The sequence below is a fragment of the uncultured Dechloromonas sp. genome (genome assembly GCF_945957265.1).
GTDB lineage: Bacteria > Pseudomonadota > Gammaproteobacteria > Burkholderiales > Rhodocyclaceae > Azonexus.
The window spans coordinates 22,560-48,007 of sequence record NZ_CAMFKO010000020.1 but is presented as its reverse complement, the minus strand read 5'-3'; the positions used below and the strand labels follow the sequence as shown (position 1 = coordinate 48,007).

General features: G+C 67.1%; 26 protein-coding genes. 4 read left to right on the top strand and 22 right to left on the bottom strand.

Features of this window, described 5'->3' with window-relative positions:
- Nucleotides 1-15: 15 nt before the first annotated feature.
- From panB to Q0P59_RS11815, 17 genes are all read right to left on the bottom strand, one after another.
- The gene (gene panB / locus Q0P59_RS11895; protein ID WP_295006679.1) at nucleotides 16-834 is read right to left on the bottom strand and encodes a 3-methyl-2-oxobutanoate hydroxymethyltransferase; all 819 of its coding nucleotides are present in this window, start codon (nucleotides 832-834) and stop codon (nucleotides 16-18) included.
- Nucleotides 835-1,197, bottom strand: coding sequence for a DMT family protein (locus Q0P59_RS11890; protein WP_295006678.1), 363 nt, complete (start codon nucleotides 1,195-1,197; stop codon nucleotides 835-837).
- Nucleotides 1,194-1,670 carry a 2-amino-4-hydroxy-6-hydroxymethyldihydropteridine diphosphokinase gene (folK, locus tag Q0P59_RS11885; RefSeq protein ID WP_295006677.1) on the bottom strand — a complete coding sequence of 159 codons (477 nt, stop codon included), beginning with the start codon at nucleotides 1,668-1,670 and terminating at the stop codon, nucleotides 1,194-1,196. The genes Q0P59_RS11890 and folK overlap by 4 nt, the downstream gene beginning before the upstream one ends.
- Entirely contained in the window at nucleotides 1,667-3,007 is a 1,341-nt protein-coding gene (gene pcnB / locus Q0P59_RS11880; protein WP_295006676.1) for a polynucleotide adenylyltransferase PcnB, read from the bottom strand. The genes folK and pcnB overlap by 4 nt, the downstream gene beginning before the upstream one ends.
- A 90-nt stretch (nucleotides 3,008-3,097) precedes the next feature.
- Complete coding sequence (locus tag Q0P59_RS11875; protein WP_295006675.1) at nucleotides 3,098-4,621, bottom strand: mechanosensitive ion channel family protein; 1,524 nt, start codon at nucleotides 4,619-4,621, stop codon at nucleotides 3,098-3,100.
- A 4-nt stretch (nucleotides 4,622-4,625) separates the two neighbouring features.
- On the bottom strand, nucleotides 4,626-5,294 hold the full coding sequence (locus Q0P59_RS11870) for an HAD family hydrolase (protein ID WP_295006674.1): 669 nt from the start codon (nucleotides 5,292-5,294) through the stop codon (nucleotides 4,626-4,628).
- Nucleotides 5,291-5,944, bottom strand: coding sequence for a DnaA regulatory inactivator Hda (gene hda, locus Q0P59_RS11865; protein WP_295006673.1), 654 nt, complete (start codon nucleotides 5,942-5,944; stop codon nucleotides 5,291-5,293). Before hda ends, Q0P59_RS11870 begins: the two co-directional genes overlap by 4 nt.
- Before the next feature lie 76 nt (nucleotides 5,945-6,020).
- Nucleotides 6,021-8,153 carry a 5-histidylcysteine sulfoxide synthase gene (ovoA, locus tag Q0P59_RS11860; RefSeq protein ID WP_295006672.1) on the bottom strand — a complete coding sequence of 711 codons (2,133 nt, stop codon included), beginning with the start codon at nucleotides 8,151-8,153 and terminating at the stop codon, nucleotides 6,021-6,023.
- 9 nt (nucleotides 8,154-8,162) lie between these two features.
- Nucleotides 8,163-9,494 carry a glycoside hydrolase family 3 N-terminal domain-containing protein gene (locus Q0P59_RS11855; RefSeq protein WP_295006671.1) on the bottom strand — a complete coding sequence of 444 codons (1,332 nt, stop codon included), beginning with the start codon at nucleotides 9,492-9,494 and terminating at the stop codon, nucleotides 8,163-8,165.
- Entirely contained in the window at nucleotides 9,491-10,855 is a 1,365-nt protein-coding gene (gene creD / locus Q0P59_RS11850; RefSeq protein ID WP_295006670.1) for a cell envelope integrity protein CreD, read from the bottom strand. The genes Q0P59_RS11855 and creD overlap by 4 nt, the downstream gene beginning before the upstream one ends.
- Before the next feature lie 122 nt (nucleotides 10,856-10,977).
- Nucleotides 10,978-11,556: a transglutaminase family protein gene (locus Q0P59_RS11845; RefSeq protein ID WP_295006669.1), complete on the bottom strand. Its 579-nt coding sequence runs from the start codon at nucleotides 11,554-11,556 to the stop codon at nucleotides 10,978-10,980.
- A gap of 39 nt (nucleotides 11,557-11,595) precedes the next feature.
- The gene (locus Q0P59_RS11840) at nucleotides 11,596-11,970 is read right to left on the bottom strand and encodes a hypothetical protein (RefSeq protein ID WP_295006668.1); all 375 of its coding nucleotides are present in this window, start codon (nucleotides 11,968-11,970) and stop codon (nucleotides 11,596-11,598) included.
- A 100-nt stretch (nucleotides 11,971-12,070) separates the two neighbouring features.
- Nucleotides 12,071-13,270 (bottom strand): MFS transporter, encoded by a 1,200-nt coding sequence (locus tag Q0P59_RS11835; protein ID WP_295006667.1) that lies wholly within the window; start codon nucleotides 13,268-13,270, stop codon nucleotides 12,071-12,073.
- A 14-nt stretch (nucleotides 13,271-13,284) separates the two neighbouring features.
- Nucleotides 13,285-14,289: an LLM class flavin-dependent oxidoreductase gene (locus tag Q0P59_RS11830; RefSeq protein WP_295006666.1), complete on the bottom strand. Its 1,005-nt coding sequence runs from the start codon at nucleotides 14,287-14,289 to the stop codon at nucleotides 13,285-13,287.
- A complete protein-coding gene (locus tag Q0P59_RS11825; RefSeq protein ID WP_295006665.1) occupies nucleotides 14,286-15,203 on the bottom strand; it encodes an EamA family transporter in 918 nt (305 codons plus the stop codon). Before Q0P59_RS11825 ends, Q0P59_RS11830 begins: the two co-directional genes overlap by 4 nt.
- 58 nt (nucleotides 15,204-15,261) lie before the next feature.
- Nucleotides 15,262-16,344 (bottom strand): alkene reductase, encoded by a 1,083-nt coding sequence (locus Q0P59_RS11820; protein ID WP_295006664.1) that lies wholly within the window; start codon nucleotides 16,342-16,344, stop codon nucleotides 15,262-15,264.
- A gap of 94 nt (nucleotides 16,345-16,438) precedes the next feature.
- The gene (locus Q0P59_RS11815; RefSeq protein WP_295006663.1) at nucleotides 16,439-17,023 is read right to left on the bottom strand and encodes a TetR/AcrR family transcriptional regulator; all 585 of its coding nucleotides are present in this window, start codon (nucleotides 17,021-17,023) and stop codon (nucleotides 16,439-16,441) included.
- Nucleotides 17,024-17,189: 166 nt separating this feature from the next.
- On the opposite strand from Q0P59_RS11815, the gene Q0P59_RS11810 reads away from it, so the two are divergent.
- The gene (locus tag Q0P59_RS11810) at nucleotides 17,190-17,366 is read left to right on the top strand and encodes a hypothetical protein (protein WP_295006662.1); all 177 of its coding nucleotides are present in this window, start codon (nucleotides 17,190-17,192) and stop codon (nucleotides 17,364-17,366) included.
- 90 nt (nucleotides 17,367-17,456) lie between these two features.
- Here the strand turns inward: Q0P59_RS11810 and tyrS are convergent, their stop codons facing one another.
- Nucleotides 17,457-18,731, bottom strand: coding sequence for a tyrosine--tRNA ligase (gene tyrS / locus Q0P59_RS11805; RefSeq protein ID WP_295006661.1), 1,275 nt, complete (start codon nucleotides 18,729-18,731; stop codon nucleotides 17,457-17,459).
- A 296-nt stretch (nucleotides 18,732-19,027) separates the two neighbouring features.
- Here tyrS and Q0P59_RS11800 point away from each other — a divergent pair, with 296 nt between their 5' ends.
- Complete coding sequence (locus Q0P59_RS11800) at nucleotides 19,028-20,011, top strand: sensor domain-containing diguanylate cyclase (protein WP_295006660.1); 984 nt, start codon at nucleotides 19,028-19,030, stop codon at nucleotides 20,009-20,011.
- A gap of 24 nt (nucleotides 20,012-20,035) precedes the next feature.
- Here the strand turns inward: Q0P59_RS11800 and creC are convergent, their stop codons facing one another.
- The 4 genes from creC to Q0P59_RS11780 form a co-directional block, all read right to left on the bottom strand.
- A complete protein-coding gene (creC, locus tag Q0P59_RS11795; protein WP_295006659.1) occupies nucleotides 20,036-21,463 on the bottom strand; it encodes a two-component system sensor histidine kinase CreC in 1,428 nt (475 codons plus the stop codon).
- A 6-nt stretch (nucleotides 21,464-21,469) separates the two neighbouring features.
- Entirely contained in the window at nucleotides 21,470-21,928 is a 459-nt protein-coding gene (locus tag Q0P59_RS11790; RefSeq protein ID WP_295006658.1) for an MOSC domain-containing protein, read from the bottom strand.
- A gap of 25 nt (nucleotides 21,929-21,953) precedes the next feature.
- Complete coding sequence (gene creB, locus Q0P59_RS11785) at nucleotides 21,954-22,637, bottom strand: two-component system response regulator CreB (protein WP_295006657.1); 684 nt, start codon at nucleotides 22,635-22,637, stop codon at nucleotides 21,954-21,956.
- 315 nt (nucleotides 22,638-22,952) lie between these two features.
- Nucleotides 22,953-23,414 (bottom strand): DUF2846 domain-containing protein, encoded by a 462-nt coding sequence (locus Q0P59_RS11780; RefSeq protein WP_295006656.1) that lies wholly within the window; start codon nucleotides 23,412-23,414, stop codon nucleotides 22,953-22,955.
- A 370-nt stretch (nucleotides 23,415-23,784) separates the two neighbouring features.
- Between Q0P59_RS11780 and purM the strand changes: the two genes are divergently transcribed.
- Nucleotides 23,785-24,825, top strand: a complete 1,041-nt coding sequence (gene purM, locus Q0P59_RS11775; protein ID WP_295006655.1) for a phosphoribosylformylglycinamidine cyclo-ligase — start codon at nucleotides 23,785-23,787, stop codon at nucleotides 24,823-24,825.
- A gap of 40 nt (nucleotides 24,826-24,865) precedes the next feature.
- Nucleotides 24,866-25,426, top strand: coding sequence for a septal ring lytic transglycosylase RlpA family protein (locus tag Q0P59_RS11770; RefSeq protein ID WP_295006654.1), 561 nt, complete (start codon nucleotides 24,866-24,868; stop codon nucleotides 25,424-25,426).
- Nucleotides 25,427-25,448 lie beyond the last annotated feature (22 nt).

Sequence of the window (25,448 nt, the reverse complement as noted above, 5' to 3'; positions counted from 1 at the left end):
CCCGGCCGTTCCGGATCAGGCCGCGTAGGTGTGTTCCGGGCCGGGGTAGCTGCCACCCTTGACGGCGGCCACGGCACGACAGGCGGCGTCATGCACGGAGCTGGCGCCGTCCATGAAGTTGCGGACGAACTTGGCTTTCTTGCCGGGCGGGATGTCGAAGGCGTCATGCACGACCAGCACCTGGCCCGAGCAGTTCTTGCCGGCGCCGATGCCGATGGTGATGATGTGCAGCATGGCCGTGACTTCGGCGGCGAGCACGGCGGGAATGGCTTCGAGGACGATCATCGTCGCCCCGGCTTCCTGCAATGCCAGCGCATCGTCCCGCAGGCGCTGGGCGGCGGCTTCGCCCTTGCCCTGCACCTTGTAGCCGCCCATGACGTGCACCGACTGCGGTGTCAGGCCGAGGTGGCCGCAGACGGGAATGCCGCGGTCGACCAGGAATTTGACGGTCTTCGCCATGTCGCCGCCGCCTTCCAGCTTGACCATCTGGGCGCCGGCGGCCATCAGCGCGGCGGCGTTGCGGAAAGCCTGTTCCGGCGATTCCTGGTAGCTGCCGAAAGGCATGTCGGCGATGATGAAGGCGCGGTCCGAGCCGCGCTTGACGGCGGCGGTGTGATACGCGATGTCGGCCACAGTGACCGGTAGCGTGGTGTCATGGCCCTGGATCACGTTGCCCAGCGAGTCGCCGATGAGCAGGGACTCGACGCCGGCACCGTCGAGCAGGCGCGCGAAGCTGGCGTCGTAGGCGGTGAACATGACGACCTTCTCGCCGGCTGCGTAGAGCTTGGCGAGATCGCCCTGGGTCAGGCGGCGGGTGACGACTTGAGTAGACATTCAGGTCCTGAAGACGAAGTAGACGGCGCCTAGGATACACAGAGCCGCCCACAGGTAGTCAAGCTTGAGCGGCTGATTCATGTAAAAGACGACGAAGGGCACGAACACGGCGAGGGTGATGACTTCCTGCAGGATCTTGAGCTGGCCGAGGTCGAGCTCGGTATTGCCGATGCGGTTGGCCGGCACCTGGAGGAGATACTCGAACAGCGCAATGCCCCAGGAAAGAAGCGCGGCGATCCACCACGGCCGGTCGTTGAGGTTCTTGAGATGCGAGTACCAGGCGAAGGTCATGAAGACGTTCGACAAGGCCAGCAGAATCACCGTCTGCCACAGCACGGGGATGTGCAGGCCTAACAGGTTCACAGCTTGACGATGCCCTGGTTGGCGACGGCCGGCAGCCAGGCGGCGACGGTGCCGCGCCCGGGGATTTTCAGGTCGGGGGCGATTTCGGCCAGCGGCTGGAGCACGAAGGCCCTCAGGTGCAGGCGCGGGTGCGGCAGGGTCAGGCGCGGCAGGTCGAGGTACTGGTCGTTGTAGAGCAGCAGGTCGAGGTCCAGCGTGCGCGGGCCGTTGCGCTCGGCGCGGATGCGGCCGAAGCGCTGTTCGATCTCGAGCAGGGCGTCGAGCAGGGCTTCGGGCGCCAGGCCGGTTTCGAGCTCGGCCACGGCATTGACGAATTCCGGCTGGTCGGCGATGCCGACGGGCGCCGTCCGGTACAGCGAGGAGCTATGGACGATGCGGCTGTCCGGCAGGTTGGCCAGCGCGGCGAAGGCCGCGCGCACCGTGCTGGCCGGGTCGCCGAGGTTGGCCCCGAGCGCGACGTAGGCGGTGTTCATGCGCTGGCGGCGGGGCCGGAGCCGCCGGCCGGTTTCTTGCGGCGACGGCGCTTCTTCTTGTCGCCGGCCTGTTCCGGCAGCAGCATGTCGGCGCGCTTGTCGCCCTCGGCGTTCTGGAAGCGCGTCCACCAGTCGGCGATTTCCATGTCGAGTTCGCCGGCCTGGGCGCGCAGCACCAGGAAGTCGTAGCCGGCGCGGAAGCGCGGCTGTTCGAGCAGGGCGTAGGGGCGCTTGCCGGCGCGCTGTTCGAAGCGCGGCTGCAGGGCCCAGATGTCCTTGATGTCGCCGGCGATGCGGCGGGTGATGGCGAGCTTTTCGCCCTGCACGTCGAGGACGGAGTCCATCGCCGTGTACAGTGCCGGAATCTTCGGCTCGCCCTTGGCCTTGAGCTTTTCCCAGTGCGCCAGCACCTCGTGCCAGAGCAGGGTGGCGAACAGGAAGCCGGGCGAGGTGCCCTTGCCGCGCCGTACGCGCTCGTCGGTATTGGCCAGCGACAGCATGACGAACTTTTCGCCGAGCGGCTGTTCGAGGATGACGTCGAGCAGCGGCAGCAGGCCGTGGTGCAGGCCCTCGTCGCGCAGCTGGGTCAGGCACTTGACCGAGTGGCCCGAGGTCAGCAGCTTGAGCATTTCGTCGAACAGGCGGGCCGGCGGCACGTTTTCGAGCAGTTCGGCCATTTCGCGGATCGGCTTGCGCGCTTCCGGGTCAATGGAGAGGCCGAGCTTGGCGGCGAGGCGGACGGCGCGCAGCATGCGCACCGGGTCTTCGCGGTAGCGGGCGCGCGGCTCGCCGATCATGCGCAGCGTCTGCTGCTTGAGATCGCCGACGCCGTGGTGGTAGTCGATCACCGCCTCGGTGGCTGGGTCGTAGTACAGCGCGTTGGCGGTGAAGTCGCGGCGGGCGGCATCCTCGGCCTGCGAGCCGAAGACGTTGTCGTGCAGCACGCGGCCGTGCTCGTCCTTCTTCGCATCGTCGCCGAGGGCGCCGCGGAAGGTGGTCACCTCCAGCGTTTCCTGGCCCATCATGACGTGTACGATCTGGAAGCGGCGGCCGATGATGCGCGAGCGGCGGAAGTAGCGGCGCACTTCCTCGGGCGTGGCGTCGGTGGCGACGTCGAAGTCCTTGGGCTCGGCGCCGATCAGCAGGTCGCGCACGGCGCCGCCGACGACGTAGGCCTTGTGGCCGTGGCCCTGCAGCGTCTCGCAGACGCGCCGGCTGCCGCTGCTGATGCGGTCGCGGGTGATGCCGTGCTTGGCGACGGGGATGACGGCCGGTTCGTGGCGGTTGGCGGTAGGTTTCTTGCCGCTGAAGACGCGGGAAATGAGTTTGCGGATCACGTATTACCGTTCAGGCGGCGCGCAGGCGCTGCAAAAAGATGGGATTTTACCGGAAGTCGGTGATTATTCACGGATTTTGCCGAGGCGCCGTCAATTGAGTCCGAAGAAGTCGCGAATCTTGCGGCCGATATCGGCGCTGCCCGGGGTGTTGCGGACCAGTTCGTTCTGCCCCTGGGTGTAGCCCTGTTCGAGTTCGGCGAAGCGCTGCAGGCGGCGTTCGAGGATGCTCGACAGCATGTCGGCCAGCTCCGGGCGTTGCTCGATGATGGACTGGAAGCCGGCCTTGTCCAGGCGGTAGGCCTCGACGTTGGTGCTGGCGACCACGGTGGCCCGGCGCGGCGCGCCGGTCATCAGGCCGATTTCGCCGAAGACGCTGCCCGGGCCGCGCGTTTCGAGCAGGCGGCGGGCGCCTTCCGGCGGCTGCCACCAGGCTTCGGCCTCGCCGCTGACCATGATGTACAGCCAGTGGGCGATGGCTCCCTGGCGGGTAATGATGTCGCCACGGGCGAACGGCGCCTTGACCAGGTGTTCGGCGAGGTGGCGTTTTTCGGTGTCGGAGAGGCGGGTGAACAACTCGATGCCGTCGATCGCCTGCAGGCGGCGCAGCAGCTCGCGGCTTTCCACTTCCTTGCGATGCTTGGCGCCTTCCTCGACGAGGTGGATGGTGTGGTCGTCGGTGGCCAGGCGAACGCCGTTGCGCTGCAGGGTGGCCAGGATGTGCACCCGGACGTCGGAGTCCGTCGGGTCGTCGAGCTTCGGGTTGAGCAGCCAGTAGCGCAGCACGTAATGGGCGTAGCCGGGGCCGAAATCCATCAGCACGCAATTCGGCGCGGGCTGGAGCGCGATGTTGGGGATGTTGGCGTCGGCGATGTCGGTCTGGACCAGGTCGATGATCTTGCCGGGCGGGATGGCGAGATCGACGTTGAAGCCGATGCTGCGGCGCCAGCCGGGCAGGCTCTGGTGCTTGTCGCAGAGCACGTAGTAGCGCCCCTTCATCAGCTGGCTGTTGGGTACGACGACCTTTTCGCCATTGCGGGTGAGCAGGGCGGTGAAGCGCCACTGGATGTCGGTGACCTGGCCGGACAGGTCGTCGATGCGTATCCAGTCGCCGATTTCCAGCGAATTGTCCATCTGCAGGGCGACGCCGCCGAGCAGGTTGCCCAGCGTGTCCTGCATCGAAATGGCCAGCACGGCGGTGAGGATGGCCGAGGTGGCGAACAGGTGGCTGAGTTCGACGCCGGCGAGGTTGAGGCGGAAGAAGGCCCAGCCGACGTAGCCGACGATGACCAGGATGTCGCCGAGGATGCCCGAAATCCGCAGGTTGACGCGGGGCAGGGCGACATTGAAGAAGGCCAGGCCGGCGAAGCGGATGACCGCCAGGCCTTCGCCGAAGACCGCCAGCTGACGCAGCCAGCCGGCTGCTGTCCGGCTGGTCGAGCCGCCGGAAACCAGCCCGGCCAGCAGGTCGCCGATCAGGCAGGCGAGGAAGAAGACGCTGGTGTTGATCAGCGACGGGCGCATCGCCCTGAGCGGACGGAGGATGACCATCAGCAGCAGCGCCAGCGCGATGGTCGCGTAAGGCGCTTCCGGGCTCAGGAAAGGGATGCGCAGCATGGTCTCAGCGCAGGCTCAGGACGGCCCAGCCGCTGGCCGCGGCATGGGCGCGCAGCTTGTCGTCGGGATCGACGGCGATCGGGGTCTTCACCTTCTGCATCAGCGGCAGGTCGTTGTGCGAGTCGCTGTAGAAATAGCTGTTGTCGAAGGCGCCCCACCACAGGCCCAGCGATTCCAGCCAGCTGTCGACGCGGGTGATCTTGCCGCCCTGGAAGGATGGCGTGCCGGTCGGCTGGCCGGTGAAGGCGCCGGTTTGCACGTCGACTTCCGGGATGGTGCCGATCAGGTGCGGGATGCCGAATTCGCGGGCGATCGGCCCGGTGACGAAACTGTTGGTGGCGGTGACGATGGCGCACAGGTCGCCGGCGGCCAGGTGTTCGAGGACCAGGGTGCGGGCCTTGACGGTCATGATCGGGCGGATGTGGCGGTCGACGTATTCGCGGTGCCAGGCGTCGAGTTCGGCGCGGCCGTGGCGGGCCAGCGGGGCGAGCTGGAAGGCGAGGAATTCGTAGATGTCGAGCGTGCCGGCCTTGTACTGCTCGTAGAACCGGATGTTCTTCGCTTCCTGCAGTTCGCGGTCGACGACGCCCTTGGAAATCAGGAATTGCGCCCACTCGAAATCGGAGTCGCCGGCGAGAAGGGTGTTGTCGAGGTCGAAAAGGGCGAGGTTCATGCGTCGTGTTCCAGGGAAAGCAGTTCGCGCAGCAGGGGCAGCGTGACCGGGCGTTTTTGTTCGAGGGTGTATTGGTCGAGGGCGACGACCAGCATGGCCAGCGTGCGCATGTCGCGCGAGACGTGGCGCAGCAGGTAGCCGATCGTCTCCGGCGACAGCTTGAGCGCCCGCTCCCTGGCCAGGGTGGCGATGGCCGCCGCCTTTTCGGCGTCGGACAGCGGTTGCAGGCGGTAGATCAGGCCGGAACCGAGGCGGGTGCGCAGGTCCTCGCGCAGCGCCAGGTGCGCCGGGGGCTGGGGCGCGGCGGTGAGCAGCAGGCCGCCGTCCATCTTCATCTGGTTGAACAGCGCGAAGAGGGCGATCTGCCCGTCGGCATCGAGCTGGTCGACGTTATCCACGGCCAGCGCTTCGCTGGCGCCGACCCCGGTCAGCGACGGATTGAGCGCCGTGTCGACATAGGCGAAGCCGCTCGCCAGCAACAGGTGCGAGCGACCGCAGCCGGCTTCGCCGTAGAGGCAGAACGATGTGTCCGGACGACTGCCGGCCAGCCATTCGGTCAGCGCGGCGACCGTCTCGGCGTTGGCGCCGGGGACGAAATTGTCCAGCGAGGGCGGACTTTCCGGCAGCAGGTCGAGAGTGAGCTGGCGCATCGAGCGAAATCGGTTGGCGAGTGGGTGGTTGCGGATTTTAGCATTGGGCCGTTCCCCCCTCACGCCGAATGCCGACTCAGATGCGCTCCCAGAGCGTGACTTCGGACAGCGTGTGCTGGAATTTGCGTTTCGTCTCGCGGATCACGAAGGGCACCGCCAGGGGGCCGCCGACCAGCCGGAAATGCCGACCGAGCAGGGCTTTCAGGCCATCGAGCGTAGTGAAGTTCTCGCCGTCCTTCTTGAAGCCGCCGATCCATTCGGCGCGCTTGGTGTGCTCCTCCAGCCAGGTGTAGGGCGAGGCGAGCATCAGCAGGCCGCCCGTGTTCAGGCGCTGATGCACGTTTTCCAGGAATTTCGCCGGGCTGTACAGGCGGTCGATCAGGTTGGCGGCGAGGATCAGGTCGTAGCCGCCGAAGATCGGCTTCAGGTTGCAGGCGTCGCCCTGGAAGAACTCGACCTTGGGCGCCAGTTCGGCGAGGCCCAGTCCGGCCAGCGAGCATTCCTTGTAGGCGACCAGCTCGCCTTCCTCGGCCAGCGTGTAGCGCAGCGTGCCCTGTTCGGCCAGCTGGCTGCCGATGCCGATGAAGCGGGCCGAGAAGTCGAGGCCGGTGACGCGGTCGAAATGGCGGGCCAGCTCGAAGCTCGCCCGGCCGGTGGCGCAGCCGAGGTCGAGCGCCTTGCCGGCCGGCCGGTCGCCCATCGCGGCGATGGCCATGTGGGCCAGGGTGCGCGGGAAGTTGGCGACGCCGAAATATTCGTCGCCGTAGTGGAACTCGATGTATTCCGAGACCAGGCGGTCGGTTTCGTAATGCGAGGTCGGCTGGGCGGGCGGCGCGCCGGCCACCACGTAGCGGAAGCCGGCGTGCTGGAAGAAATGCCGGCGGAAGGCGTAGCGCGACAGCGGCGCGGCCTGGTTGCCGCAGGAAATCCACGAGCCGCCCTTGATCAGGTTGTGGCGGTCGTCGAAGGTCGGCGTCGTGAAGTCGTCGTAGATCGGGTGCACGGCGAAGCCATCGAACGGGTAGGTCGGCGTTTCCAGCCATTGCCAGACGTTGCCGACGACGTCGAACAGCGGCCCGTGGGCGAAGCGCGTCACCGGGCAGCTCGACGCCCAGTGGCGCAGTTCGCTGTTGGCCGCAGGCGCGGTGTCGCCGGGCAGGTCGTGGACGCCGGCGAAGTGGCGCAGGGCTTGCCATTCGTCCTCGCTGGGCAGACGCACCGGCTGGCCGGTCTCGCGGGCCTTCCAGCGGCAGAAGGCCTTGGCCTCGTGGTAGTTGGTTTCCACCGGCCAGTCCCACGGTATCGGCACTTCCTCGAGCATCAGGCGCAGCTTCCACTGCACCCCGGCGCGCACCCAGAAAGTCGGGTGGCGGGCATGGGCGAACTCCTTCCATGCCGCGCCTTCCGCCTGCCACAGCGACTCGTCGGCATAGCCGCCGGCCTCGACGAAGGCGAGGAATTCGCCGTTGCTGACCAGGTGGCGGCTGGCCTGGAAGGCGGCGGTGGTCGCCGTGTGCCGGCCGAACTCGTTGTCCCAGCCGTAGATCAGCGGCTCGCTGCGGTCGCGGCCGAGGCGGAAGCTGGCGGCCGGGATGTCGACCAGCGCATTGGCCGGCGCCGCATCGCTTTCGCGGCATGGCGTCCACGCCGGGTGCGGCTGCACGTATTTGAGTTCGTGCTGGCGGATCAGTACCGACGAGGTTTCGAGGTGGATGCGCTCGTGCTCGATGCCCATCAGCACGATCCACAGCGGATCGTCCCAGCCGATGGGCAGGCTCAGCGGCACGCTCTCGATCACCCGGGCGATGGTGGCCCGGGCCTGCCGGCGGTAGTCGCGCACGGCCTCCACGCCGGGCCAGTCGTAGCGCACGTCGTTGAGGTCGTCCCAGCTCATCTCGTCGACGCCGATGGCGAACATCGACTCAAAATTGGGGTTGATGCGCTGTTCGAGCAGGCCGGCGAGCAGCAGCTTGTTGATGAAGAAGGTCGCCGTATGGCCGAGATAGAAGATCAGCGGGTGGCGCAGCGCGATCGGCTTGCGGTAGTAGGCCTCGTCGCCGCGCAGCACCTCGAACAGCTGCTCGTAGCGGTCGAAGGTGGCGTGGAAGCAGGCGAGAATCTCGCGCCGCTTCGTCTCAGGGTCTGTGCCGGTCAGCAGCGGCGTGCCGGACAAGGGGATCTGCTTCATGCGGTCACCGGGCGGGTTCATGGTTGCGGATCAGGAATCGGCCGGGGCCTCCTGCATGCGCAACGGCCCCGTTTCGATGAGTTTAGCATTGCTCGTCCGGAGCGCAGGCGATGGCGTTCGAACGGCGAATTCGTCCAGGCGTCGGGCGCTGTCCCGTAGCCGGTGGCGGCTGATTCCGCCCCGCTGCAAGGCGTGCGCCGCAGCGTGGATGGCCCGGTAGGCCTGGCGCGGATCGTAGGACACCAGCACCAGGTCGACGCCGGCGGCGAGCGCCTCGGCGGCCACCCGGCCGATGCCGAGATCGAACACGGCGCCCATGTTGAGGTCGTCGGTGACCAGCACGCCGTCGTAGCCCCAGTCGCCGCGCAGCAGGCCGTCGACCACGGCGGCGGAGTGCGAGGCGGCACGCTCCGGGTCGATGGCGGCCAGCACGACGTGGCCGAGCATCATCGCCGTGCCGGGGTGGCCGGCGAGCGTGCGGAAGGGCTGCCAGTCGGCGGCCAGCTCGGCCGGCGCGTCGTCGAGGCGGGCGGCGAACAGGTGGGTGTCGGCACGTACCCGGGCGAGGCCGGGGAAGTGCTTGATCGTGGCCCGCACGCCGCCTGCGTTGAGGCCGTCGATATAGCCGCCGGCCACGGCGCTGACGGTGGCCGGGTCGTCGGCAATGGCGCGGGCGCCGAGGCGGGTCAGGCGGTCGTGCGGATTGTCGGCGCCGGGCGGCCGCAGGTCGACCACCGGGCCGAAGTTGAGATTGACGCCGAGCGCAGCCAGTCCGGCCGCCTGCTGCAAGCCGTAGCGATATGCCGCCGCATCTCCCCGGCCGGCCAGGCTGGCCAGCGGCGGCATGGCCTCGAGCAGCGGCGACAGGTGCGACACCGGCCCGCCTTCCTGGTCGCCGGCGACGATCAGCGGCGGCAGTTCGGCGCGTCGGCGGATGGCCTGCAGGGCTTCGATCTCGGCCGCCACGTCGGTCAGCTCGCGGCCGCGCAGGTTGCGTCGGGCAAGGTAGATGCCGCCGATCAGGCCGCGCGCGGCGAGCAGCTTTACCTCCTCAAAGTCGGTATAGCCGACGACGAAATGCCGGCCGACCGCCTGCATGGCTTCGCCGGCGTCGAGTACCGCGTCGCGCTGGGCGCGGTACTCGGCTTCGCGCCACAGGGTCACGGCCAGCACCGCGAGCAGCACCCAGGCCATGCGGCGCGGCAGGTGCCGCCGCCACAACAGGCCGGCCAGCGCGGCGCCGAGCAGCAGGCTGGTTTCCCAGTCGCGCAGCCAGTACAGCAGCGGATGCTTGAGGTGCCAGGCGTGGAGCAACAGCAGCGGCGGCAGCAGCCAGCCTGCCAGTCGGGCGGCGGCGCTCATGCCTGTTCCGGGCCGCCGATCTGGCCGCTCAGGCGATACCAGTCGACGCGGCGGGTGGCGAGCATGGTGGCGCCGAGGGCGAGGAAGAGCAGCAGGCTGCCCATGAGCAGCGAGTTGTCCTCGGAGAGCAGCACGCCGTAGAGCACGCCGTACAGGCCGGTCAGCCCGGTGCCGAAAGCGAAGCCCTGGCGCATGCCGCCCAGCGCCCCGGCGAGGTAGAAGGCGATCAGCCCGATGCAGGCCGCCGCCGACAGGCCGTAGGCGAGCACGAAACTGAGGTGTTCGGAGAGCGCGATGAGGAGCAGGAAGAAAATGGCCAGCGCCAGCCCGACCAGCAGGTATTGCATGGGGTGGATCGGCGCCCGGCGCAGGATCTCGGTCAGGAAGAAGCCGGCGAAGGTCAGCACGATGAACAGCACGCCGTACTTCACGGCGCGCTCCGACTGCAGATAGACATTCACCGGGTCGACGAAATCGATGCTCAGCACCTCGCCGCTGCCCGGCTTCTGCGTTGCCTCGAAATTGCGCGCCAGGTGCGAGATGTCCCAGTGGGCGGCAAAGCCGTCCTTGCCAACGGTGCGCGCCGTGGGCAGGAAGCGGCCGCCGAAGTTGGGGTGCGGCCAGGCCGATTTCAGCTCGATATGGTTGGCCTCGCCGGTCGGCGCAATCGCCAGGCGGGTGGTGCCGGTCAGTTGCAGCGGGAAGCTGAAGTCAAAGCGGCTCTCGCGCTGCAGGTCGAGCGGGCCGAGGTCAATGGCCAGCCGGTTGGCCGGCAATCCCTGGGTGGGCGTACCGTCGCTGGCCGCAGCCGGCTCGTTCTTGCCGCTCGCCGAGGCGAAGCGATGCACCTTGCCGTTGATCGTGACTTGCGGATCGTTATTGACCCCACGCGGGTCGGCGATGCCGAGCAGCAGCCGGGCGCGGGCCGACACGATACGCCCGCCGCTCGGCAGTTCGGCCAGCGGCTTGAGCACGAAGCGCCCGCTGGTGCCGAGCCCGAGGCGGAACAGCCGCGCCTGGTAGATGCCCCGGTTGCGCGTCTCCACCGCGGTCTCGCCGATCATGTCCAGCTTTTCCGGCGGCAGGAGCAGGGTGCGCTCGACGATGCGGGTACGCACCGTGGTCTGTTCCGGGTTGCCCTCCTTGGGCATGGCGACATCGACCTGTTCGCGGTACGAGACGGCGATCACCGGCGCCACCAGCACCTGCTCGCCGGCCGCGCTGTTGGCGATGCTCGCCTGGACCTCGTTCTGGCGCTGGCTACGCTCGCGGATCTGGCCCTCGATCAGGCCGAGCGGCACCAATAACACCAGCGACATGAAGAATATCGCCGCCATCTTGAAGAGCAGTTTCTTGTCCATTTCTGGCTCCCTGGGTTGAATTGGGAGTCAGTGTGGGCGGCGGCTGTGAACGGGTTCGGAAGTCCCGGTGAAGGATTGTGAAGCGGGGGTGAAGCGGGGCTGGCCCGGGCTTGGCAAGAGTTTCAGAGCGCGAGCGCGATGTCCGGCAGGTTGGCAAGAACCTCGTCGTAGGTCCGATAGCGCTCGAGGGCATCGACGACGATGGCGAGCGGTTCGGGCCAGATTTCCGGCAAGTCGCGTTCCTGGCTATCCTTGATGGGGAAAGCCAGCGCCTCGTGCGGAGGAGAAAACTGTGCATTGACCCCGGGCTTGTTCCCCCGCGCATCGATGCGAAACCATCCGAGTTCCTTGAGAAATACGGCATTGAGCCCGTGCAGGCAGTACGGGGCGCCGCTTTCGCCGACCGAAAGGCGTTGATAGCAGAGGCCGGCGGGAACGCCATTGGCTCTCAGCAGGGCCGCCAGCAGATGGCTCTTCGCGTAGCAATAGCCGGTCCGGTGGCGTAGCGCGTCGGATGCCTTGCAGGTTATCGGGTTGAGCTTGTAATCGGCGCTGTGGCGCACTTCGTCGCGCACGAACTCAAAGCATCGGCGCACCAGGTCGTGTTCGGAGATGGCTGCCTGCGCCAGGCTGCGGGCAACGGCAAGAAGCTCCCGGTTTTCAAAGTCGATGTATTGGCTTGGGGACAGATATTGCTGCATGGGCTTTGGCTTCGTTGCGGCGGGGCGTTCGTGTTGCGATCACACAATTTTGCACGGAATCAGCGCATCTTCGTCGTAGGTATAGACCGCGCACATGCGGTGGTAGCCGTCGGCGACGATGACTTTGCCGTGTGTCGGATACCTGACCAGCAATAGCGGCGAAAGCGGTGTGCCGGTCTCGATCTTGGCGTGGTTCTTCTCGACGTGCGCGTTGCTGATCCCGAGCAGGGGGAGTTGGGAAGCGCGAAAGATGTCCTTTGCCTTGAACGAGGTCATGGCCGCCTTCTGGAGCGCCGCGACCTGCGTCGCCACCAGCTGCGGATCGAAGATCAGGCTCAGGTAGGAGGCGGCGGCCGGGTAATCTTGCCCTTCCGGTTCGGCCAGCCAGATCGGTTGTTTCGCGGGTTTGCCCATCGCCTTGTTCCCTTGTTTCGCTAGCCGCTTGGATTGCGGACGATGCTGCGTATTATCGGCATTTCTCCCGCCCGGGCTGAAATTTTCAGGCGAGGTGGCGTCAGGCCGGCTGCTTGCGGTGATGCCTCGCCAGCAGCCAGGCCAGCGTGCCCCCGACCAGCGGCGTGCCGACGGCGGCGATCAGCAGCATGGGAACGATGCCTGATGCGCTCAGGATGCTCGCGGCGAGCATGACGCCCAGCGACTGGCCGAGGAAGAAGCTGGAGGCGAACAGCGAGACGGCGGTACCGCGCACGGCGGGGGCCATCTGGGTAGCGTTGGTCTGCAGGGTGTTGTGCAGCATGTAGAAACCGAGGCCGACGAAATAGCTGGCGGGCAGCGCCCACAGCCAGCTTTCACCCTGGGCCAGCATCACCCAGCCGAGGGCGATGAGGATGCCGCCGCCGGTGGCCAGCCCGACTTCGCCGAGGCGGCGGACGAAATGCCGGGCGGCGAGGATGTAGGTCAGGCCGCCGATGCCGAAGAAGGCCATGGCGGCGCCGGCCATGGTCAGGCTGAGGCCGAAGCGCTCGTGCAGGTAGGAGGGCACGAAGGCCAGCGCACCGAAGACCAGCATGCCTTCGAGGAAGACGATGCTCAGGATGACCCGCGCCCACGGTTGGGCGAAAACCTGCGCCGCCTGCCCGACGATACCCTGGCGCGGCGTGTCGGCATGGCGGTGATGGGTGCTCGGATTGGCCCGCGATTCGAGCAGGACGATGGCGCCGATGACCAGGTACAGCGAGGCCAGGAAGGCGAAGGCCCAGCGCCAGCCGAGGGTGTCGGCGAAGAGGCCGCCGATGAACTGGCCGCCGATGGCGCCGAGGATCTGCCCGCCCATGAAGCGGGCCAGCGTCGCCTGCCGTTGCTCGTAATGCACGGTGTCGCCGATCCAGGCCATGGCCAGCGGGATGATGCCGGCGGCCGTGGCGCCGAGCAGGATGCGCGCAACGACTAGCGCGTCGAGCGACCAGGCGAGGGCCGAGCCGAGGGCGCCGAGCGTGCTGAGCAGGGTGGTCAGGGCGATCAGCCGGTACTTGCCGAGGCGGTCGCCAAGCGGGCCAAACAGGGCCTGGGTCAGGCCGTAGGCGATGGCGAACGAGGAGATGACCGAGGCGGCGGCGCTCGGGGTGGTCGCGAAGCTGCGGGCGAGGTCGGGCAGCAGCGGGTCGCACAGGCGGGCCGCCGCCGCGCTGGCGAAGGCGGCGACGGAGAGCAGCATGACGGCGCGGCGGTGTTGGGCGTCCGGGGCTTCGGGCATCGGGCGGCCTGCTTTCAGGCCGGCCAGCAGGCGCGGGTGGCGATGTCCAGCGAGCGCAGGCGCAGCTCGGGGTCGAAGACGTCGCTGACGAACATCATTTCGTCGGCGCCGGTAGCGGCGTGCAGGTCGCGCAGGCCGTCGCGCACGGTGTCCGGGCTGCCGATCACGGCGGCGCCGAGGAAATCGGCGATGCCGGCGCGTTCCTGCGGGTGCAGCGATTCGACGTAGCCGGCGACCGGGGGCGGCAGCGGGCGGCGGTCGCCGCGCAGGATGCCGAGCACGCGCTGGAAGGTGCTGGTGGCGAGATAGGCCGCTTCGTCGTCGGTCGGCGCGGCGATGACCGGCACGCCGATGATCACGTACGGCTGGGCCAGCTTGGCCGACGGCTTGAAGTTGCGCCGGTACAGCTCGATGGCCTGCAGCAGCAGGGCCGGCGCGAAGTGCGAGGCGAAGGCGTAGGGCAGGCCGCGTTCGGCCGCCAGACGGGCCGAGAACAGGCTGGAGCCGAGCAGCCAGATGGGCACGTCGGTGCCGGCGCCGGGCACGGCGACGACCTGCTGGTCGGGCAGGCGCGGGCCGAGCAGGCGCTGCAGTTCGGCGACGTCGCGCGGGAAGTCGGCTTCGCTTTCGATGCGGTCGCGGCGCAGGGCGCGCATGGTCACTGCGTCGGTGCCGGGGGCGCGGCCGAGGCCGAGGTCGATGCGGCCGGGGTAGAGTTCGGCCAGCGTGCCGAAGGCTTCGGCGACGACCAGCGGGGCGTGGTTGGGCAGCATGATGCCGCCCGAGCCGACGCGGATGCGCTGCGTGTTGCCGGCGATGTGGCCGACCAGCACGGCGGTGGCCGAGCTGGCGACGCCCGGCATGTTGTGGTGTTCGGCCAGCCAGTAGCGGGTGTAGCCGAGCGCCTCGACATGGCGGGCAGTGCGCAGCGAGATGGCCAGCGCGTCGGCCACCGTGCCGCCTTCGCGGACGGCGACGAGGTCGAGCATCGAGAGCTTGAGATCGGCGAGCGGGTTCATGCGCTTTCCTTCTGTGCGCTGAGCGCCGGATTGCGCCGGCTGGCCGCCCAGCCGAGCAGCGAGAGCAGGGCGAGGCCGCCGCCGATGAGCAGGATGCCGGCGATCTCGGTGCCCTTGAACGATTCGCCGAAGGTCAGCCGCGACGACAGGATGGCGACGACCGGCGTGCCGAGCACCGACAGGCTGGCCTCCCAGGCCGGTACGCGGTCGAGGATGTAGATCCACAGCCACCAGCACATCGCCGTGCTGCACACCGACATGAAGAGCAGGATGCCGGCGTAGGCGGGCGTCCAGTGGGTGGCCGGTTCGGGCACGACGAGGGCGATCAGGATCAGCGGCACGGCGCCGAGGATCATCTGCCAGGCGGTGAGGGTCAGCAGGTCGACCGGCGTCACGGCGCGCAGGCGCTTGATCAGGATGGTGCCGCTGGCCCAGCACAGGGCGGCCATCAGGCCGAGGAACTTGCTGAACAGGCTGGCGTGCATGTCCCACGGCTCGATGATGAGCAGCAGGCCGGTCAGCGTGCTGGCCGCCGCCAGCCACTGCTTGCCGCGCACCCGCTCGCCGAGCAGCGGCCAGGCCAGCAGCAGGGTCCAGATCGGCATGGTGAAGATGAGCACGGCCGTTTTGCCCGGGCCGCCTTCGACCAGCGCCCAGGTCTGGAAGATCATGAAGCCGGCTACCTGGGTCAGGCCGATGCCGATGGTCTGGACGGGGGCGGCCAGCGTCAGTCGTCGGCCGGTCAGCTTGAGGGCGATAAGCAAGGCCAGTGCGCCGCCGACGCAACGCTCGGCGGCGAAGGCAAAGGGCGGAGCGTAGGCCAGGCCCTGCTTGGCGAGCACCCAGGTGTAGCCCCAGGTCAGGGAAAGGACGGTGAGGGCGATGGCGGGCAGCCAGCGGCGGTAGGAGTTCATGCAGTTCTCGGTTGGCCGCGCCCGGGTTTTCCGGGGCGCGGCCTGGGGTTTGTCGTTTTTAGACGGCCAGTGCGGGGTAGTCGGTATAGCCTTCGGCGCCTCCACCGTAGAGCTTGTCGGCGCGCAATTCGTTCAATGGCGCGCCGTCGCGCAGGCGGCGGACGAGGTCGGGGTTGCTGATGAAGCTGCGGCCGAAGGCGACCAGGTCGGCCTGCGCGTCGGCCACCGCCGGCAGCCCCAGATCGCGGCTGTAACAGTTGTTGATCATCCAGGGGCCGCCGAAGGCGCGACGCAGCGCGGCGTAGTCGACCGTGGTGCCATCCGGGGTGCGGGTGCGGCCGGTGTCGCCCTCGATCATGTGCAGGTAGGCAAGGCCGAGCGGGGCGAGCTGGTCGACGACGTAGCCGTAGAGCGCCTGCGGATTGCTGTCGAGCGGGGCGGTGAAGGTGGTCAGCGGGCTGAGGCGGATGCCGGTGCGGCCGGCGCCGATCTCGTCGGCAATGGCGCGCGTGATCTCGAGCAGCAGGCGGGCGCGGTTGGCGATGCTGCCGCCGTACGGGCCGCTGCGGTCGTTGATGCTGTCGCGCAGGAACTGCTCGATCAGGTAGGTGTTGGCGGCGTGGATCTCGACGCCGTCGAAGCCGGCGGCGATGGCGTTGCGGGCGGCCTTGCGGTAGTCCTCGATCAGCGTCGGGATTTCGTCGTCGCGCAGGGCGCGCGGCCTGGAAACGGGGATGAAGCCGTCGCGGGTGAAGGTGGCCGCCTCGGCGGCCTTGTCGGTCGACGACACCGGCGTTTCGCCGGCCGGCAGCAGCGAGGTGTGCGAGATGCGGCCGACGTGCCAGAGCTGCAGCACGATCTTGCCGCCTTCGCCATGGACGGCGGCGGTCACGGCCTGCCAGGCGGCGACCTGCTCGGCCGACCAGATGCCCGGGGTATCGAGGTAGCCCTGGGCGGTCGGGCTGATCGGGCTGGCCTCGGCGATGATCAGGCCGGCCGAGGCGCGCTGGCGGTAGTACTCGACAGTGAGCGGGCCGGGCTTGTTGCCTTCGATGGCGCGGTTGCGCGTCAGCGGGGCCATCACGATGCGGTTGGCGAGGGCGATGTCGCCCATCTGGATCGGATCGAACAGGGTGGTCATGCGGTGCTCCTCTGGGGGTGGGTTAAATAGACCGGTCGTCTAGTGATCGGGTTCAAAAAATGGCCGCCGCGGCGACCGTTCGGGCTTGGGGGCGTTAGCGTGTGAGTAATTGGCGGGTGAAGGCCATGGCGTTCTCCAGCGCGGCGGTATCGCGGTGCAGCTTGCCGAGCAGGCTGGCGCCGAGCCACATCTGGTAAAGCGTCTGGGCCGTCATGTGCGGGTCGAGCGGCGGGATCGAGCCGTCGGCAACGCCCCTTTCGATGACGCGGGCGATGCGCTTGACGATCTGCTCGGTGCCGTCGCGCAGGGTGATGCGCATGGCGTCGGAAAGGTCGGCCACTTCGCCGGCCAGCTTGACGACCAGGCATTTCTGCTCGGCGCAGGCGTCGGCCTGCTTGCCCTGCCAGCGCTGCCAGTAGCCCATCAGGCGCTCGTGGCCGGAAGCCGCTTCGGCGGCGAACAGGGTGTCGAGGTCGGCCAGGTAGTGGTCGAAATACTCCTCCAGCAGCGACTGCCCGTATTGTTCCTTGGAGGCGAAGTAATGATAGAACGAGCCCTTGGGCACGCCGGCCGTGGTCAGGATTTCATTCAGCCCGACGCTCGCGAAACCCTTGCCCGCGATGATGCGATGGCCGGTTTCGAGAATGTGCTGGCGGGTGTTGTCGTGACGCGTGTTCATGGGAGGCAGTCTGGCATGAATTAGACCGGTCGTCTAGTTATTTTTTCGAGGTGGCGGCGGTGCATTTTCGTCATGAAATCGTCCCCGTGACTTTTCTCACAGACGATTTTTCCGGGCTTCGCTAGCATGCAAGCCATACCAACAATTTCGAAAGGCGGGGTGGGAAATGTCCGTTGCGATCGAAGTGAAACCCCCCAATGGCAGCTGGTTTCAGCTGGTCGATGGCGTCAAGGAAAAAGGCGAGCTGGTCGAGGAATGGATCGACCTGGCCCATGACCTCTATCCGGCCAGCGAAGTCCGGGTCGTCGAAGCCCCGGACCAGGCGAGCCAAGCCTGCCACTGAGCGGGAACGTCCCAAAAACGAACCCCGGCCCTCCGCAAGGAGGCGCCGGGGTTTTTGTTTGAACGCCCTGTTCGGGCTTCGTGCGGCAGCTTACTGCCAGCTGACCAGGCCGTAGTTCTTCTTGCCGCGGCGCAGGATGGTGAAGCGGCCGTAGAGACGCTCGTCGCCGGCGATCTGGTGGTCCAGGGCCTCGGCCTTGGCGCCGTTGATGGCGACGCTGCCGCCCTGGATGAAGCTGCGGGCTTCCGATTTCGACTTGGCCAGGCCGGCGGCGACCAGCGCGTCGATCAGGCTGCCGTTGGCGGCATCGAGCGCGACGCCGGGCATGCCGTCCTGGGCCAGCTGTTCGAGGTCGCTTTCGGTCAGGTCGGCGAGCTGGCCGGAGAACAGCGCTTCGGTGATGCGCCGGGCGGCCATCAGCGCGACTTCGCCGTGCACCAGGCGGGTGGCCTCCTCGGCCAGGATGCGCTGGGCTTCCGGCTTGCCGCCGCTGGCCTTGTCGGTGGCTTCGATGTCGTTGATGCGGGCGAGCGGCAGGAAGGTGAAGAACTTGAGGAACTTGTAGACGTCGGCGTCCGAGGTGTTCAGCCAGAACTGGTAGAAGGCGTAGGGCGAGGTCTTCTTCGGGTCGAGCCAGACGGCGCCGGATTCGGTCTTGCCGAACTTGGTGCCGTCGGCCTTGGTGATCAGCGGCACGGTCAGGCCGTAGGCCTGGGTGTGGTGCAGGCGGCGGGTGAGGTCGGTGCCGGCGACGATGTTGCCCCACTGGTCCGAGCCGCCGACCTGCAGGATGCAGCCGTGGCGCTTGTACAGTTCGGCGAAGTCGTAGCCCTGGAGCAGGCTGTACGAGAATTCGGTGTAGGAAATGCCCTGGTCTTCGCGGACCAGGCGCTGCTGCACCGATTCCTTCTTGATCATGGCATTGACCGAGAAGTGCTTGCCGATGTCGCGCAGGAACTCCAGGCAGTTCATGCCGCTGAACCAGTCGTAGTTGTTGGCCATGATGGCCGGGTTGGCGCCTTCGAAGCTGAGGAAGGGCGCCACCTGGTCGCGGATCTTGCCGACCCACGAGGCGATCACGTCCGGCGTGTTCAGCTTGCGCTCGGTGGCCTTGAAGCTCGGGTCGCCGATCATGCCGGTGGCGCCGCCGACCAGCGCGATGGGCTTGTGCCCGGCTTCCTGGAAGCGCTTGAGGATGAGCACCGGCACCAGGTGGCCGAGGTGCAGGCTGTCCGCCGTCGGGTCGAAGCCGCAATACAGCGTGACCGTCTCCTTGCCGAGCAGTTGGTCGAGCGTCGCGGCGTCGGTCAACTGGGCGATCAGGCCACGGTCGTGCAGGTCCTGAAGCAGGGGGGACTGGTACATTGCGTTTTCTCCACGGGACAGGCACCACCCGGTGCCAAAAATTCGAACCCGCGATTTTAGCAGAGCAGGCGACGAGGATGCCCGGATTGCCCGGCGGCGCCCTGTCCTGCCCGCCGCCTTGCCTGCCTGGCGGGGCATTCCGGCGCCTGAACCGCCATCCCGCCGGCATGCGGGGCGCAGCCGGCCATGGCTCGGGCTTGATCGGGCGTCGTCGCTTCAGTAAATTGAGGAAAACGACGGCGAAATGGGATGGCCTCCGCGCACCTTCGCGCGCCATGGCGATCGGGGAGAGGATGATGCCGACACAAGCGAAGTTGATCCAGGTAATCGGTATCCAGACCGAGATTGCCAAGCTCGGCCTGGATTTGGGCGGGGTCATGCAGTACGTCGTCGAGCAGACTCTGCCCCTGATCGATGCCGATGGCGCCGCGATCGAACTGGCCGAAGACGGCGAAATGGTTTACCGGGCCACGGCGGGCATCTGCAACGGCCAGCTGGGGCTTCGGCTGAGCATGGGCGGCAGTCTCTCCGGGGCGTGCGTGGCGACCGGCGAAATGCTCTCCTGTGCCGATGCCGACATCGATCCGCGGGTCGATCGCGAGGCCTGCATGAAGGTCGGCCTGCGCGCCATGATCGTCATGCCGCTCAAGCACGACGGGGTGACGGTCGGCGTCCTCAAGGCCATGTCGGTCAGTCCCGACAAGTTCGGTGCCGCCGATATGAGCTTGCTGGGCATGCTTTCGGAAGTGGTGGCTGCGGCCATGTATTTTTCGGCCAAGTACGACAGCGACAGTCTCTTCATCAAGGCAACGCGCGACGCGATGACCGGCCTGGCCAATCGGGCGCTGTTCATGGACCGCCTGCGCAATGTCGTTGCCCGCGTGGACAGGGAGCGGCGCCGGTCGGGCGTGCTGATGATCGACATGGACGGCTTGAAGCAGATCAACGACGCACATGGCCACCGGATCGGCGACGCGGTGATCGTGGCCTTCTCGGATCGCCTGAAAAAAGCGACCCGGAATACCGATACGGCCGCCAGGCTCGGCGGCGACGAGTTCGGCATCATATTGAGCCCGCTCGAAAACCCGGATGGCCTGGATGCGGCCATTCGACGAATCCATGCCGAGATCGCCCAGCCGTTCGTCTTCGAAAACCAGCCCTATCCGTTGAAGGCCAGCATCGGCTGCGCCAGCGTGCCGGAAGACGGGATCGAGCCAGAACATCTTCTGGAAGTGGCCGATCTCCGCATGTACGCCATCAAGCAGTCGGGCAGGAAGTAGCGGCGGGCCGAAGGCGGCGCCGGGTCAGGCGGCTGGCAGGCGCAGCGTGGCCAGGCCGCCACCCTGCGGGTGGTTCTCGAAATGGGCATCGCCGCCGTGCAGGCGCGCCACTTCGCGCACCAGGGCCAGCCCGAGGCCGGTGCTCTTGCGGCCGGTGGCCGGGCGGGGCAGCGAATAGAAACGCGCGAACAGTTGCGGCAGCGCGTAGTCGGGCGCGCCGTCGCCGTGGTCGCGGATGCTCAGGCTCACTGTGCCGTCGGCGTCGCTGGCCGAGATGTCGATCTGCCCGCCTTCCGGCGAAAATTCGATGGCGTTGTCGAGCAGGTTGAGCACGGCTTGCTGCAGCAGGAAGGCGTCGCCGCGTATCCTGGCTTGGCCGGTGAATTGCGTGGCGCAGGTCAGGCGGCGGCCGTTCAGCGCCTGCCGGCGGAGGGCGATGCACTGCGCCAGGAGTTCGTCCGGCGCCAGCAGGCGGAGGCCTTCCGGCGACTGTAACTGCTCGACCCGGGCGAGCAGCAGCATGCGCTCGATGATCGCCTGCAGGCGGCGCGACTGCTCGGCGATGCTCGCGGCGAAACGGTGGCGGTCGGTTTCCGGCGGGTCGCCCTCGAGGATTTCGGCGGCGCCGATGACGGCGGTGAGAGGGCTTTTCATCTCGTGCGCCAGGTTCTGCACGTAGCGTTCGACGTACTGCTTGCCTTCGAGCTTTTCGCGCATCGCGGCCAGCGCCCCGGCCAGTTCGGAAAGCTGCCGGCCGCCGCCGGTGGGCACTTCCGCCTTGCGCCCTTCGCTGACCGCCCGGGCATAGGTGCGCAGGCGGTGGATGGACCAGCCCAGCCAGCCGGTGAAGAAGAGGCCGATGGCGGCGCTGGCGGCGAGCAGCAGCAGGCCGGATTCCTTGACCCGGCGGGCGGCGCGCTCGGCATAGGGGGCCACCGAAGCCATCGGCTTGGCCAGTGACAGCGCGCCGATCAGCTCCCCCTGCCAGACGATGGGGGCGGCGACGTGCATGACGGTGGAGGTCGGGTCGTACGGATCTTCACGCGTCTGGCGGGCGCCGTATTCGCCGCGCAGGACGCGGGCGATGTCGCGCCATTGCGAGAAATCCTCGCCCAGGGCGGCCTGCTTCGAGTCGTAGACGACGATGCCGCGGGGGTCGGTGACGACGATGCGGAAGTCGATGCTTTCCTTGTGCACGCCGGAGATGTCGGCCCGCGGGCTGCGCCGGATGGCGGCGCGTACCGCGTCGGCGAAGGGGCCGTGCGCGATGCGGCCGGCGGACAGTTCCAGCGCCGCCATCTCGGCCAGCACATGGGCGGTGTCGACCAGCGTTTCCTCGGTGGCCTGGCGGATGCCCGGCTCGGTCTCGCGATTGACGGTGTTGAGGACGAACCACGCCGCCAGGCCGACGATCAGGAAATAACCGAAGAAGAGGCGGATGGAGATGTTCATGGGCGCTCAGGCGGCGACCGAGATCGCGGCGCCGACGCCGATCTCGCCGTCGACGACGACCGTCGCCCGCAGACCGCCGCGACCCACCCAGCGCTTGACGACGGCGGCCGCCGACAGCCTGTCGTCGGCCAGGGCGCGCCCGAGGTCGCCGCAGGGTTCGCAGGTTTCGACGCCGCGCAGCGTCGCGCTGCCGATGGTGAAGGTCTTGCCGACCAGGTCGTTGAGGCGAACGCCCCGGGTGACCAGGTTGCGGCGGGTGATCGCCAGGTTGTCCGGGCGCCCGGTTTCGGCGCAGAAAGCGGCGATTTCCTCGGCCTCGACCAGCGTCAGGTTCTGGCCGGCCCAGTCGTTGCGGCCGAAATGGCGGTCGCCGACGATGCCCATGTCGCGTTCGACCCGGATGCTTTCGCATGTCACTTGCGTGCCGCCGGCTTGGCGGCTGATGAAAATGCGTTCGACGATCATGGCGAATCCTGTGCGGGGGCGGCGTTCAATCCGCCGTGAGGCTGTAGCCGAGGCCACGATGGGTGAGGACGGTCTCTTCGTCGCGCACGGCGCGCAGCTTGCCGCGCAGGGTCTTGACGTGCGTGTCGACGGTGCGTTCCAGGCTTTCGCCGCCATCCTGCCAGACGCTTTCCATGATCTGCTGGCGGCTCAGGATGCGCCCCGGGCGTTCGAGCAGCAGCGCCAGCAGCAGGTATTCGTAGCGGGTGAGATTGAGCCAGGTGCCGTGGAAGGCGACGCGCAGGCCGTCGCGGTCGATGGCGAAACGCGAGGGGGCTGGCGTTTCCGTGGCGCTTGGCAGCCGCGGTTCCGGATGCAGGCGGCGCAGGATGGCGCGAATCCGCGAGGCCACCTCGCGCGGGCTGAAAGGCTTGGGCACGTAGTCGTCGCCGCCCAGTTCGAGGCCGACGATGCGGTCCACCTCGTCGGAGCGGGCGGTCAGGAACAGCACCGGAACGTCGGAAGTCCGCCGCAGCGCCCGGCAGACGTCGAAACCGGTCATGTCCGGCAGGCCGACATCGAGCACCACCAGGTCGATGCCGCCGGCCGCCAGCCGGGCCAGCGCCGCCCCGCCCAGCGTGCAGCTATCGACCGCAAACCCGTCGGCCCGCAGCGTGTAGGCCAGCGTGTCGGAAATGGCGGGTTCGTCGTCGACGATCAGGATGTTCATGATGAGGCAAATGATAATGCAAGGAGCGGCCGGCCATATGCCATGCCGGCTCGCTAACGGCGCATTCGGCGATTGCCAAGACGCCTGGGGTTTGATCGATATTGATCGCTGCGTTGCAGGTGGGATTGCAGCCGCTGCATGCAGGAGTGTTTACGCGGTGCCCCTGTCGGTCCTGGCTTCAAGCGAAAAGTTTGGAGTTGCCGCAAACAGGCGTTGATTAATCGCTCCTGGTCGCAAGCATCCGCACACTCCCGTTGTCGTAACGGTACTAAGCAACTACCGTGGTTTGTCTGCTTAGTACCGTAACAGGATGCCTTAATCTCCGCAGGTGCCTTTTTTGGCCATTTCCAAGTCGCGGATTGCATTTTTTCCGTCGGTTTCGCTGACGACTTCCAAGTCTGCACCGCCAACAAAAGCGCCCATTTTGATGTACTGTCGAATGAAGTAGTTAAGGCCGCTCTGCATGGCGAGCTTGATCTCGTTGGGGGAGAACTCGGACTCGGTAGCGATGGTGTGCTCCTGATTGCCGGCTACTTCATCATAGAAAAAAACGTTTGGTGCGGTTTCGCCCAGGCACTTGCCGTCGATCAGAATGTCTTTTTTAAGCGCAGCGCCAACGCCGCTTCCGCGATACACATACACGCCAGCTTTGCCTTGCGACGGTACTTCAAAGAGCTTCGCCTTGTTTGAGGCTTCCTTGCTTTCCATCGGTACCGATGCACAACCGGTAATCAACGCTGTTACCGCGCACGCCAACGCCATTTTTTTCAGCATCATTTATCACTCCCTCGTAAATTGGATATCTCTGTACGGTACTGTGCAGAGCGGCAGCACTTTATCCAGAAATCATATGAATATCAATTAGGCGAAAGACATGTGTATTCGGCATAAACACAAACAGCTGCGGTTTTTTTGCAAAGTATGGGTAAGTCGATATTTCCGTGGGCGGCGCAATATGGGTGAAGGGGAACCGGCCGGTTTCTGCTGGGGGGAGCCTGTCGCGCTCGTGATCACGCAAGCGATTGCCCGGTTTCGGGTGGCGGCTGGCATCGCAAGCATCGATGGAAGCAATTAGGAAGACGGTAGGATTCGGGTAAAATCGCCTTTTTATTCAAGCGGCACCCGCCGCGCCTGGCCCGGAACGACCATGACCCAGAATACCTCCCTCTCCTACCGTGATGCCGGCGTCGATATCGATGCCGGTGACGCCCTCGTCGACCGCATCAAGCCGCTGGCCAGGAAGACCCTGCGCGACGGCGTGCTGGGCGGCATCGGCGGCTTCGGCGCGCTGTTCGAAGTGCCCAAGCGCTACAAGGAGCCGGTGCTGGTCTCCGGCACCGACGGCGTCGGCACCAAGCTCAAGCTGGCCTTCGAGCTGAACCGCCACGACACGGTCGGCCAGGATCTGGTCGCCATGAGCGTCAACGACATCCTGGTGCTCGGCGCCGAGTCGCTGTTCTTCCTCGACTACTTCGCCTGCGGCAAGCTCGATGTCGATACCGCCGCATCCGTCGTCGGCGGCATCGCCAAGGGCTGCGAACTGGCCGGCTGCGCGCTGATCGGCGGCGAGACCGCCGAGATGCCGGGCATGTACCCGGCCGGCGAATACGACCTGGCCGGCTTCGCCGTCGGCGTCGTCGAGAAGTCCAAGGCCATCGACGGCAAGAACATCCAGCCGGGCGACGTCGTCCTCGGTCTGGCCTCGTCCGGCGCCCATTCCAACGGCTACTCGCTGGTCCGCAAGATCATCGAGCGCTCCAATCCCGACATGAACGCCCCGTTCGACGGCGACCGTACCCTGGCCGACGTGGTCATGGCGCCGACCCGCATCTACGTCAAGCAGGTGCTGGCGACCCTGGAAAAGGTGGCGATCAAGGGCATGGCCCACATCACCGGTGGCGGCCTGCTCGAAAACGTGCCGCGCGTGCTGCCGGAAAACACCGTCGCCGAAATCCAGAAGGCCGCCTGGCCGCGTCCCAAGCTGTTCGACTGGATGCAGAAGGAAGGCAACGTGGACGAGAAGGAAATGCACCGCACCTTCAACTGCGGCATCGGCCTGGTCGTCGTCGTCGCGGCCGCCGACGCGGAAGCCGCCATGGCCGAGCTGAAGGCGCAGGGCGAAGCGGTGTACAACATCGGTGTCATTCGGGCGCGCCAGGGTGACGAAGCGCAGACCGTGGTGCTCTGACATCACGCGGTGGGCTGCGGCTTTCACCTGCAGCCTGCTGTTGTGCCAAGCCCCGTCGGCCGTGTGGGCGGCGGGCAAGAAGCAATCGGCCAAGCCGGCGGCAGCCCGGCAGGCCAAGAAGGCGGTACGCAAGCCGGCCGCCTTGCCGGCCAGCGATTTCGGGCCGGCCGACATCATCGACGGCGAAGGTCCGGGCCTGCATGGCCAGGCCAGTTTCTACGGCAAGGCTTTCCAGGGCCGCCGGACGTCGACCGGCGAGCGTTTCGACCGCCAGGAATTCACCGCCGCCAGCAACCGTTTTCCCCTCGGCTCGCTGGTTGCCGTGCGCCGGGTCGACAACGACCGCTGCGCCATCGTCAAGGTCAACGACCGGATGCATGCCCGCCACCGCCAGCGGGTCATCGATGTGTCGCACGCCGTGGCGGAATACCTGGGCATGCTGCGGGCCGGCGTCGTCTTCGTCCGGGTCGCGCCGCTCAAGCGCGATGGCCTGCCGCCGGAGCACGCCTGCCAGTCCGCTTTCGAGCCTGATCTCCCCTGCGCCGGATGCGGCGAACCGCTACAGCGCCTGCCGGATTTTCTCCCCTTCGGTTCGAACTGATCGCCGAACGGCAGCTTATTTT